Genomic DNA, 12,105 nt, shown 5'->3' with positions numbered 1-12,105 from the left:
AAAACAGGAAGTCATTTGATGAGGTGTATAATCCCTTATCAGCTGATTTCTTTTTTTGAAATTAAAAAAAGCGGCCTGATGGAATCAGGTCGCTTCTTGTCTGAGCTTTAGCGCTAATTGTTTGCTTAGCTTACGGATCAAGATCATCAAGATAGTCATCAGTACTGCGAAGCCAAACAGCACCCATAAGGTGACGGTAACAGGGTAGGTGTCTAGCAAGCTGCCGGCAAGTTTGGGCAGGAAGGCACCGCCTAAGCCACCCATTGCTATTAATAAGCTGGTAGTTCGATCTTCCAAACCAGGAATCCCTTCGTTTACTACTAACAATCCTAGTGCAAAGATACCTCCCATAATTAAACCGGCAAAAAAGATCACAATATAGCTAAAGACTATATGTGGAGAAAGGGCAAATAACCCGAGGAAAATCATTTGTCCAAACACGGTAACAAAGAACAGCTTTCTAATATCAACGCGGTCAATGATAAGAATCATTAATAACCGGCCGAATGTCATTGCTCCCCAGAACACCGTAATACTGAGTGCTAATGCTGATGACGATAAGTCAGAAGTCATCGACAAAATCGATGGCAGATAATTAGGGAATGTCATCTCAACCCCAACATACAAAAAGAAGAACAGCGACCCCAGAAAAATAACCGGCCAAGCCGTCTTCGGATAGCGTATTTTTGCAGCAGTATGAGCCGTTTTCTCTGTTTGGGATTGTCTTTTTAATAATGGCTCATATTGACCAAAGTGAAGCAATGTCCATAAGCTGCAGCTGATAAGAATAATAACAAATACAACAGCAAAGATGTTATTCCAGTGTCCTGTTGCAATAAAAGCAGCAGATACAACAGGTATCGCTAAGGCACCTATTCCAAAGAACAATTCTGTTAATGTCATAATCGAGGCCTTTTTATCCTGTAACGCCCCAATAATCATGCCTGCCAGCAAGGTTTCCATTATCCCAAAACCAGCACCGCCTAAGGGGATGATCCATAACATGATATTCCACGGCAATAACAGAAATAAGGACAGTTGTGAGCTGGCAAATAATAAAAGGGCAATAAATAAAGTAATCCGACGCCCGATGATTTTTAGAATGGCAGGTGCTGCCAATACACCAGCAAGAAAACCAAGAAATTGATTCATAATTAACTGACCGCCATCACTGTAACTTACCCCGTAATAGTGGATTAAAGGTTCTAACACGGTTCCAATAATAATATGTCCGATTCCGCATAATAGATAGGTGAAACACCCCATAATAACAAGTTTTTTCATATGTATATCCTCCAATTAATCCATTAGAACATTTTCTAACTGTTCAAGTGTTAATGCCTTGATCCCTTTCAAGAAATCTTGATGAAATGTATCAAGATATACAATCTCAGGGACAGATGGCAGCGTATTGGTTGTTTGATAGGCCTCCCAAGCCGTTTGCAGCTGTTCGTCTGCTATCGACTGCTGATAAATAATGATTTGATGGGGAGCAAGGATAATGGTGACGATATGCAGCAGGTAACAATAGACAGCTGGAAAAGAGGCTGGCGAAATCCCATGTACCATATTCTCTGCGATCGGCAAGTATTTTATCTCGCCGGCCAAGCCATCCTTGCCTCTTTCTATCCGGCCATTTATGTATAAGCCCATGCCTGGTGCACTATTTCTGGGAAAATAAATCCCTGCAACGGATTGTTTTTCTGTATGTTGACTTCGTGTACAATAACCGTTAACAGCAGCATTAATATCATTCTCTAAAGCCACAGGTATGCCAAACTGTGATTCCAGCTGTTGAGCTAATTGTATGCCATTAAGCTTTTCGTGACTGCTTACCGTGATTTTGCCTTTAACCGGCTGCCCCGGTATACCGATGCCAATCGCAGTGATTTGTGGATGCTGTGCAATCATGTCAGCCGTAATACTTTCGATGTCTTGATAGGTATAACCTGGAGTCGCGTGCACCTGACAATAAACAGTTTCTCCATGAAGGTTAATGAGATAGACGGTACAACTATCCTGTTTATCTGTTTCATTTAGTAATAAAACTAATCCAATACGGAATTCAGCATGATAACTAAAATTAATGGCACGTCTCCCGCCTGTAGATGGAATATAGGCTCCTTCCTTTACTTCACCAGTTTCGATAAGTTCCGACAGCAGGGCATTTACGGTAACTACACTTAAATTAGTGGCAGTGGCCAATTCAGACTTAGTCGCTGCACGCCGAGTCTTTAAAGTATGGCGCAAAAGATTAATATTTTGTGATTTAATCGTCTTTCCACTTGATTTTTTCATGGCAATCCCTCACAATGAGATTAACTTTATAAAGTAGCTTTAATAAGTGTAAGATGTTTAGACAAAATAATCAACCATCAAAAAGGGAGTGGCAGGTCAAATGATAACCAAACCAATTGCATTACAATTATTCTCTGTAAGGGAAGCATTAAGTAAAGATATGAAACAAACGCTTAAGGAAGCTAGTGAAATGGGCTATGAATATGTAGAATTTTTCTTTCATGAAATTTATGAGGATGGCACCTTTTCCGAAGAAATCCCGGCAACAGAGTTAAGGGCTTATATGGACAGCCTTGGTTTACGTGTAACGACAATCCATGTGAATTACCACCCTAATTTAGATGTAGAGAATGTGATCCGCTTTAATAAAGAACTCGGCAGCAGTGGTATCGTCTTACCTGCGTATTTCTTCAGCAGTAAAGAGGATGCTTATGAACTAGCGGAATACTGTAATAAGATGGCTAAAATATATAAAGAACATGACTTGGATTTCTATTATCATAATCACTTCCATGAATTTGAGGATCTAGGCGGTGGCGAGACACCAATGGATATTTTGCTGGCTAATACAGATCCAGAACTAGTCAAAATTGAACTAGATGCCTATTGGGCTGTCAGAGCTGGCTTAGATCCAATTGCTTATATGGACAAACTGGGTGACCGCTTAGGCATTGTACATATGAAAGATATGCAAGCTAAAGCAAATCCAGTCAATTTATTGGAGCTCTTTGATGGACCGATCACTCCTGATGTAGCTTTTTCCAAGCTGGATATGACCGAAATAACAGAGATAGGGAATGGCGTATTGGATATTAAGGCCATTGTGGAAAAGGCAGAAGCGATTCCTAGTGTGCAATATATTATTGTCGAACAAGATTTTTCTGCCAAAGGGGAATTAATTAGTGTTAAAGAAAGTCTGGATAACTTGAATAAACTATTTAGTTAGTTATCATGAACAATCAACACAGAGGTCGTTTCATCCTGACTAGAGATGAAACGACCTCTGTGTTTGCCTATTAATTAATCAGTGACTGTAGCGGTGCAGGAATTCTGCCTCCGCGCTGGATCAGTTTATCGGAGTGAAATGGATTTACGCCAATGATAGGGGCACGCCCTAATAAACCGCCAAACTCAACGGTTTCTCCAGCTTTTTTGCCAATTACCGGAATAATCCGGACAGCGGTTGTTTTTTTGTTAATCATGCCAATCGCTGCTTCATCGGCAATAATCGCCGCTAATGTTGCTGGGCTGGCTGTCCCTTCAAGTGCAATCATATCAAGCCCAACAGAACAGACACATGTCATTGCCTCTAGCTTCGACAGATTGAGCGCACCATCTTCGATAGCGCGAATCATGCCATTATCCTCACTTACTGGAATAAATGCACCGCTTAGACCGCCTACATAAGAGCTGGCCATAGCTCCGCCTTTTTTTACGGCATCATTCATTAAAGCTAATGCGGCAATTGTACCGTGGGTTCCAACACGCTCTAAACCAATCTCTTCTAATATTTCCGCAACACTGTCATTTAAGGCGTTGGTCGGTGCCAGAGAAAGATCCATAATTCCAAATGGTACCTGCAGACGTTCAGCCACGACACGGCCAATTAACTCGCCGGCACGGGTAATCTTAAAGGCGGTATTTTTAATGACATCCGCTACTTCACCAAGATCGGCATCTGGATAGCGTTTTAAGGCATGCAAGACGACACCAGGTCCACTAACACCGACACTTAAGACAGTTTCTCCTTCACCAGCACCGTGAAAGGCACCCGCCATAAAAGGATTATCTTCTACCGGATTACAGAACACGACTAATTTGGCACAGCCAATACTATTATTATCTTTGGTCAGGTTAGCCGTTTGCTGGATGATATGACCTAATTGTGCAACAGCGTCCATATTGATCCCAGTTCTTGTGGTAGCGACCGAGATAGAGGCACAGACTCGTTCTGTTTGACTTAATGCCTCTGGCAAGGCTTCTAATAAAACATGATCTCCTTTAGAAATACCTTTATGTACCAACGCTGAGAATCCGCCAATAAAATCTACTCCCAAGCTTTGAGCAGCCTTATCCAATGTCATGGCCAGTTCGATGGCTTGTTTTTTGGTGGCATGCCCTAATAATTCAGCCGCAGGAGAAATAGCAATTCGCTTATTAATAATTGGTACACCATACTCTTGTGCCACTTGATTAGCTGTAGCTGTTAAATCCTTTGCACAGCTTGTGACTTTTTGATATACATTATCTTTTAGTTTGTCGAAATCATGATCCGCACAGTCCCGCAGACTTATTCCCATCGTGACGGTACGAATGTCGAGATGCTCCATTTCAACCATGCGGATGGTTTCTTGTATCTCTGTAAAGCCAATAGGCATAAGGCATTCCTCCTTTTATACGCGATGCATTGCCTGAAATACATCCTCCAATTGGATACTGATTTTTAAACCTAGTTCATTTTCTACTGGCTTGAATTGTTCTTGCAAGTGTTTAAGGTTGGTCGTGTCTTTTATATCAATGATCATAATCATCGTAAAGAAATCTTGTAAGATCGTTTGACTAATGTCTAAAATATTCATCTTATTATCGGAGAGGACAGTTGTTACCTTAGAGATAATACCAACTTGATCTTTGCCAACCACACTTACCACTGCACGTTTCTGCATGTTAATCACCTCTTTGGTTATAGAATTAGGAAATGATAGAGCTTGGAATAAATCATCATCAGCGAACCTTGTTATCGCAGTCTTCTTCTATGTAACGTTAAGTATAAACGGATAAGGAGATATCATTCAAGAAAAAACAAATATTCAGCAGATTATTTCTGTTTAAGCAACAACTCAACTTTAATACACATAAATAAACACATACCTCTCTCGATATTACGCAAACCGGCTCTACTTCTTGCCTTATCATTATTTTGACTGAAGAAGCACGCGAAGATTCGCTTCGGTCAAGCCTAACAGGAAAGCCTCTTTACCGCTTGATCCATATCCAATCACTTTTTAAATGGCTTTTATCTATTTATTTCCTTGATGAACGAGCAGAGGTATTCTAACATGACAAAACGACCAAACGTTGTAGAACCACACCATAGAGGGAGGCCAATCGTTTCGACTCCGAAGAGAATGCCCCTCGAAAAGCGAAACGATCAGCCGCAGCGGATGCCTTGCCCTCGATACCTGCCATACGTCGAAACAGCTTAAGTTGAAAGGCAGTAGCTTAGAGAAACATTTACTGCTATTCGACCGAAGTCATCACAAATATTTGTGCCTATAGGGGCTATGCAGTTTTTCGACGTACAAAAGTTAAGTAACTATCCTACCCAAGACCAGTGTTTTTGCTAATTTTACCGGTTTGGCTTACAATATATAGAGAGTATGCAGATAAGGAAAGGAGTTCCTATATGACAAAAGAGATCAAGTTAATTGCCTTGGATATGGATGGAACATTACTGGGGGATGATCACCAAGTATCAGAAGCAAATAAACAAGCTATTAAACAAGCGCAAGACAAAGGTGTAGAAGTGATCATTTCAACTGGAAGGCATTATCAAACAAGCTCCATTGTTGCTAAAGAAATTGGCATTGACTATTTGATTACGGTAAACGGCAGTGAGATTTGGACGATGTCTGGAGAATTGATTGCTCGTCAAACGATCGAAGCGGAAACTATTAAACGTCTTGTTGAACTTAGAGATAAGCATGAGGTTTGGGCTTGGCTGGCATCTGTAGATGGTATTTGGCGCGGAGAAGCACCAGAGGATTTACCTGCTTATCAATGGCTGAAATTAGGCTTCGATACTAAAGATCATCATACTAGACAGGCGATTCTTGACACCATTTCAGAATGGAATGAAATTGAGGTGAGTAATTCCAGCCCGACTAATATTGAGATCAATGCAGTTGGTGTGCATAAGGCTGCAGCCATTGAAGTCATTTGTGAGCGACTGGGTATTACGATGGATCATGTTATGGCAATGGGGGACAGCCTGAATGATATCAAGATGATTGAACAAGCTGGTTTAGGTATTGCGATGGGGAATGCACAAGAAGCAGTTAAACAAGTAGCTAACGATATCACTGCTGCTAATAGTGATGATGGTGTTGCCAAATCTATTGAAAAGTGGGTATTATAGCGGTTGTTCAAAAAGCCCGATAAAAATGACATGGCGAATTTCTGCGTTGGCTTGCTTTTCCGTTACTCACGTATTAAAAGGAAGTGGAACTTCTACTAAGATCGTCCACATCGTGTGGACAACGCAGAAGTCAACACATCCTGTGCAAGTCCGTTACTCAAAACTGCGCCGCCTTGAACTTCTTGGTCCTTTTTATCGAACTTTTTGAATCCGCACTTATAGCGCCTCGTGATAGATAATGATATGGTATAATATAGATTAGTGGTTAATTTACTAGTTCACTTACGCATTATGTCTATTTTATGATAAAATAGAGAAGGGTATAATGCAGATTTATAACGAAAGGGAGCGAATAACAGAATGGCAAAACAGCAATTTGGTGTGATTGGTCTTGCTGTAATGGGGAAAAATCTTGCGCTTAACGTAGAAAGCAGAGGTTATTCCGTAGCGGTATTCAATCGTACTTATCAAAAAACAGAAGATTTTTTAAACAAGGAAGCAAAGGGTAAAAATTTTACAGGGGCGAAAACGATTGAAGAATTTGTTGAATCGTTAGAGAAACCTCGTAAAATTATGCTAATGGTACAAGCAGGACCAGCAACGGATGCAACAATCGCTTCGTTAAAGCCGCTTCTTGATGAAGGAGACATCCTTATCGATGGTGGTAATACATTCTTTAAAGATACTATGCGTCGTAATGCAGAACTTGACGAATCTGGTATTCACTTTATTGGTACTGGTGTATCAGGCGGGGAAGAAGGAGCACTTAAAGGACCTTCTATTATGCCTGGTGGACAACAATCCGCTTATGAAAAAGTTGCACCAATCTTTGAAGCTATCTCTGCTAAAGTGAATGGAGAGCCTTGTGTAACATATATCGGACCAAATGGTGCAGGACACTATGTGAAGATGGTACACAATGGTATCGAATATGGCGATATGCAGCTGATCTGTGAAGCATACTTCATCATGAAGCATGTGTTAGGATTAGGAGCAGATGAATTACATGAGGTATTTAAAGAGTGGAATAAAGGTGAATTAGACAGTTATCTTATCGAAATCACAACAGATATTTTCAGAAAGAAAGACGAAGAAACTGGCAAGCCAATGGTCGACGTTATTCTTGATACTGCTGGTCAAAAAGGTACTGGAAAATGGACAAGCCAAAGCTCACTAGACTTGGGTGTACCGTTACCAGTAATCACAGAGTCTGTATTTGCTCGCTTTATCTCTGCTATGAAGGAAGAACGCGTAGCAGCCAGCAAAGTGCTTCAAGGGCCATCTGCACAAGATACGCCATATGAAGGCGATAAGGATGAGTTGGTAGAAGCAATTCGTCAGGCGCTTTATATGAGTAAAATTGTTTCTTATGCCCAAGGCTTTGCACAAATGCGTGCAGCATCAGAAGAAAATGACTGGAATTTACGCTATGGCGATATTTCAATGATTTTCCGTGGTGGCTGTATCATCCGTGCCCAATTCTTACAAAAAATTAAAGAAGCATATGATCGTGATCCAGAGCTTGCTAACTTATTATTGGATCCATACTTCAAAGAGATCGTGGAAAGCTATCAAACATCATTACGCCGTGTACTTTCTATTGCGATGGAGCGCGGTATTCCAGTACCAGGCTTCGCAAGTGCATTGGCTTATTTTGACAGCTATCGTACAGAAACATTACCAGCAAACTTATTACAAGCCCAACGTGACTACTTCGGTGCACACACCTATCAACGTGTTGACAAAGAAGGAGTATTCCATACAGAGTGGTTAGAAGATTAATAATTCAGAAAAACGCAGAGCATTTGCTCTGCGTTTTTCTTAAAAGATAAGAAAGTATATCCAATCCCGCTATTATTAACTATTCCAGAAATAACCTCCGTAGAAGATATAGAGAGCAAGGCAACCGCTGCGGCTGACCATTTCGCTTTCCGACTACAGGACGTACTAGTGCAGGTGTTGTGACAGGACGTCACGACCTTAACCTGCCGAGGGGCACATGCTCTTCAGCTAACTTTTGCCAAGAAGATCACTTGGCAAAAGTGGATCTTCAGATCATGTGAATCCCTTCGGAGTCGAAATGGTCGGCCTTCGCTAATGTTGTCGATAACAAGTAATAGCCAGTCCCATACTGCTGTTGCCATTTGTAAACGAACTCTATATCGTCTGCAAAGATTTCTTTTGCTATCGATGAGTAAAAATGTACTCCCTATAACCTCATGTTAGAGGTGTATTCGACTTCCTTTTTTTGAGAAGCAAGAAACATAAAAGAGGAAAGAGGATGGGAGCGGAGAGAAGTCGATTCCTGCGAGAAAGGCGGAAAGCGTCGGGTAAAAACGTAACAACTGGACCGAAGCAACTGAGATAAAGGAATCACGATGAGCTCGCGAATTGATGATGACTTTCGCCCAAGGGCATAAGGGCGACTAAGCCTCTGACGGTAGTCAATCGGCAAGTCTTCTTTATCGTAGGGCGCTGACGGAAAGTTGTCTAGTTTTTGACGCTTGTAGCCAGACAAAGGAATAGCATGAGCTGAAGATCCACTTGAAAAAGTGCTCTTCTTTTTCAAGTTAGCAGACCGACAGGCCAGGCGGCATAGAAAACACTGTGAAAGTGTCTTTTGCTTGAACAGATGTTGCACTTGTACTCTTGAGTGAAAGCGACTTCTCGCAGCGGACATCCCACTTGGCTAAAAAGTAAAGACACCAAGTGTGCTACTTGCTTTTTCTTATGCTACATCTCTAAGTGATTTGGTAGCTTCCATTAAGTAATGCTGCTTCAGAGGATGACAAACGCAAAAACAACCTATCCAGCGATGAATAGGTTGTTTTTTCATTATTCAGGTTTAACGTCCCACCATTCAAAGCCATCATGATGCAATAGCATATCGGCTTCTTTAGGTCCATTTGTACCTGACGTATAATTAGGGAAGTCTGCCTTTTTCTTAGACCAAGCCTCAGCGATTACATCGATAAATTTCCAAGAGAGGGCAACCTCATCCCAATGTGTAAAGTTAGTTGAATCACCGCGCATACAATCATGCAACAAGATCTCATATGCTTCAGGTGTATTCATTTTATCCTTTGAATTATTGTCATAACTCAATGTGATTGGTGTAGAAGAGGCGTTATAGTCACCTTTTCGTGCATTTACATGTAAAGTAATTCCTTCGTGTGGCTGTACATGGATCACTAACAGGTTAGAACGTGTCTCATGTTCTTGGCCATAATAAAGGTTCATCGGTAAATCTTTGAATTCGACCACAATTTCGGTTGATTTCTGTTTCATTCGTTTACCAGTTCGGATATAGAATGGTACGCCTGCCCAGCGGAAGTTATCAATCATCAGCTTCGCTGCGACAAATGTATCTGTGTTTGAATCAGGGTCTACACCGCTTCCTTCACGATAAGAAGCTAATTCTTCACCATTCAAAACGCCTTTGTCATATTGGCCGCGCACAAAGTGCTGATCGATTTCATCTTCATTAAAGACGCGTAAAGCACGCAATGCCTTTACCTTCTCACTGCGGATTTCTTCTGGTGTAAGACGGATAGGCGGTTCCATTGCAATTAAAGCAAGCATTTGCAGCATATGGTTCTGAACCATGTCTTTTAATGCTCCAGCCTCATCATAATAGCGCCCGCGTTCTTCTACACCTAATGTTTCACTGGATGTAATTTGAATATTAGAGATATATTGATTATTCCATAATGGTTCAAATAATGCATTTGCAAAACGGATCACTTCAATATTCTGGACCATTTCCTTACCAAGATAATGGTCAATACGATAAATCTGATCTTCTGTAAATGCTTCACGAATTTGTTCATTGAGTTCTTTTGCCGACTCATAGTTATGACCAAATGGTTTTTCAATAACAAGTCTGGTCCATCCTTCAGTAGTGGTTAAACCTTCAGACTTTAAGTTAGCTGCCAGAGTTCCAAAGAAATTAGGTGCCATCGAGAAATAGAAGAGACGATTACCTTCTGTTTGGTGCTTGGCATCTAGCTCACTAATTAAGTTCTCTAACTCCTGATAATGCTCCAGATCTTGAATATCAAATGGGTTATAATGAAAATGACTGGCAAATTCATCTTTATCAATATGAGGATCATCAAAGCTAGCAATCGATTCCTTCACTTTGTCATGGAATATTTCATTTGTCCATGGTCGTCTTGCTACTCCAATTACTGCAAAATTATCAGATAATTTTCCATTACGATAAAGTCTGTAAATGGAAGGATAAAGTTTTCTGTTTGCAAGATCCCCTGTTGCGCCAAAAATTACAATAACTGCTTTCGGGTTATTCGTTGTCATTCACTTTAACTACCTTTCTGCTTGTTTATTTACGCATTATACGCATATGTGTCACGATATGCTATAATCATGTAATCTACTACAATAATATACTGTATTATTGTAGCACGTAATATACTTCAATGGAATAATTCTACACGATAACATACAAATAAGTGCATAAATGAAAAAAATAAATCACCTTTTTTAGAAAATAAAGTCGATGAAATGAGATTTAACCTGTTTTATCGCAGTGTAATCCTCACCCAATATGCAGCACTTGTTGAAAATTATCATAAATATATACTATCATTTATTATGAAAATGACAAATAAAATACATAGAATTTTCAAAAAATTTAGGAGGCAGTTATGAAAAATTATAAAGGATTCTTAATCGATCTTGATGGCACCATGTATAAAGGTACAGAAAAAATCCAAGCAGCGATTAGCTTTGTGCAGCAATTACAAGCTCAGGACTTACCATATCTCTTTGTTACCAACAATTCCACTAAACCCCCAAGTGATGTCGCTGCAAAATTAGTGAGTATGGGTGTGCCTTGTACAGCTGACCATGTATTTACAACCAGTATGGCCACTGCGAATTACCTTAAAGAGCAGAATGCCAGCAGAAAGATCTATGCAATTGGTGAAGAGGGACTCTATTTAGCCTTAGAAGCAGCCGGCTTTGAATTAGTCGAATCGGACGCTGATTTTGTCGTTATGGGTATGGATCGTGATATTACTTATGAAAAATTAACACGTGGTGCTTTACATATTCGCAATGGAGCGAAATTTGTTGCCACCAACGGTGACGTCGCTTTACCGACGGAACGAGGGTTTCTGCCTGGTGCAGGCTCATTGATCTCGGTTTTATCAGTAACAACTGGCGTAACGCCCACCTTTATTGGCAAGCCAGAGCCTATCATTGTCGAACAGGCAATCGAGGTGTTAGGCACAGCAAAAGAAGACACCCTAATGATCGGTGATAATTATGCAACCGACATACTGGCAGGTATAAATGCCGGAATTGATTCTTTGCTTGTTTTTACTGGTGTAACGACCAAAAAAGATCTGGAAACCATTGATAAGCTGCCGACTTTAACAATGGACAGCTTGGCAGAATACGATCTATAGAAAATGTAGACAGGGGGATATTGGAAGTTAATCCCCCCTGTCGTATGTCTCATCATGCAAGTGGCCTGAAAGCATGGTTGAGTGGCCAGTAAAGGTCAGTGAGTGACCCGAAAGCATGTATGAGTGGCCAGTATAGACCAGTAAGTGGCCCGAAAGAGTGTTCGAGTGGCCAGTTTTCTAAAAACTTTAGAGTATCCACTAGATAAGGAAATAATCAGTTTCTCTTAAAATATTCTT

At 40.6% G+C, this 12,105-nt stretch carries 9 protein-coding genes; 4 read left to right on the top strand and 5 right to left on the bottom strand.

Annotated elements, in window-relative coordinates; translation table 11 throughout:
• Positions 1-84: 84 nt before the first annotated feature.
• Entirely contained in the window at positions 85-1,284 is a 1,200-nt protein-coding gene (locus tag JOD18_RS17565) for an MFS transporter (protein ID WP_204670420.1), read from the bottom strand.
• A gap of 15 nt (positions 1,285-1,299) precedes the next feature.
• Positions 1,300-2,298: an ROK family protein gene (locus JOD18_RS17560; RefSeq protein ID WP_204670419.1), complete on the bottom strand. Its 999-nt coding sequence runs from the start codon at positions 2,296-2,298 to the stop codon at positions 1,300-1,302.
• A 100-nt stretch (positions 2,299-2,398) separates the two neighbouring features.
• On the opposite strand from JOD18_RS17560, the gene JOD18_RS17555 reads away from it, so the two are divergent.
• Positions 2,399-3,244 (top strand): sugar phosphate isomerase/epimerase family protein, encoded by an 846-nt coding sequence (locus JOD18_RS17555; protein WP_204670418.1) that lies wholly within the window; start codon positions 2,399-2,401, stop codon positions 3,242-3,244.
• 70 nt (positions 3,245-3,314) lie between these two features.
• On the opposite strand, the gene JOD18_RS17550 is transcribed toward JOD18_RS17555, so the two are convergent.
• Both JOD18_RS17550 and JOD18_RS17545 read right to left on the bottom strand, forming a co-directional pair.
• Positions 3,315-4,676 carry a PFL family protein gene (locus JOD18_RS17550; protein WP_204670417.1) on the bottom strand — a complete coding sequence of 454 codons (1,362 nt, stop codon included), beginning with the start codon at positions 4,674-4,676 and terminating at the stop codon, positions 3,315-3,317.
• Positions 4,677-4,691: 15 nt separating this feature from the next.
• Positions 4,692-4,964 (bottom strand): ACT domain-containing protein, encoded by a 273-nt coding sequence (locus JOD18_RS17545; protein ID WP_204670416.1) that lies wholly within the window; start codon positions 4,962-4,964, stop codon positions 4,692-4,694.
• A 740-nt stretch (positions 4,965-5,704) separates the two neighbouring features.
• Between JOD18_RS17545 and JOD18_RS17540 the strand changes: the two genes are divergently transcribed.
• Both JOD18_RS17540 and gndA read left to right on the top strand, forming a co-directional pair.
• The gene (locus JOD18_RS17540) at positions 5,705-6,436 is read left to right on the top strand and encodes a Cof-type HAD-IIB family hydrolase (RefSeq protein WP_204670415.1); all 732 of its coding nucleotides are present in this window, start codon (positions 5,705-5,707) and stop codon (positions 6,434-6,436) included.
• 360 nt (positions 6,437-6,796) lie between these two features.
• Positions 6,797-8,218 carry an NADP-dependent phosphogluconate dehydrogenase gene (gene gndA / locus JOD18_RS17535; protein ID WP_204670414.1) on the top strand — a complete coding sequence of 474 codons (1,422 nt, stop codon included), beginning with the start codon at positions 6,797-6,799 and terminating at the stop codon, positions 8,216-8,218.
• Between the two features lie 1,053 nt (positions 8,219-9,271).
• On the opposite strand, the gene zwf is transcribed toward gndA, so the two are convergent.
• Positions 9,272-10,753 (bottom strand): glucose-6-phosphate dehydrogenase, encoded by a 1,482-nt coding sequence (gene zwf, locus JOD18_RS17530; protein ID WP_204670413.1) that lies wholly within the window; start codon positions 10,751-10,753, stop codon positions 9,272-9,274.
• A gap of 350 nt (positions 10,754-11,103) precedes the next feature.
• On the opposite strand from zwf, the gene JOD18_RS17525 reads away from it, so the two are divergent.
• Entirely contained in the window at positions 11,104-11,868 is a 765-nt protein-coding gene (locus tag JOD18_RS17525; RefSeq protein WP_204670412.1) for a TIGR01457 family HAD-type hydrolase, read from the top strand.
• Positions 11,869-12,105: the final 237 nt, after the last annotated feature.

It is taken from the genome of Gracilibacillus alcaliphilus, assembly GCF_016909015.1.
Lineage (GTDB): Bacteria > Bacillota > Bacilli > Bacillales > Amphibacillaceae > Gracilibacillus > Gracilibacillus alcaliphilus.
Note: the sequence above shows the minus strand (reverse complement) of the source record. Positions and strands in the feature narration are given on the sequence as shown.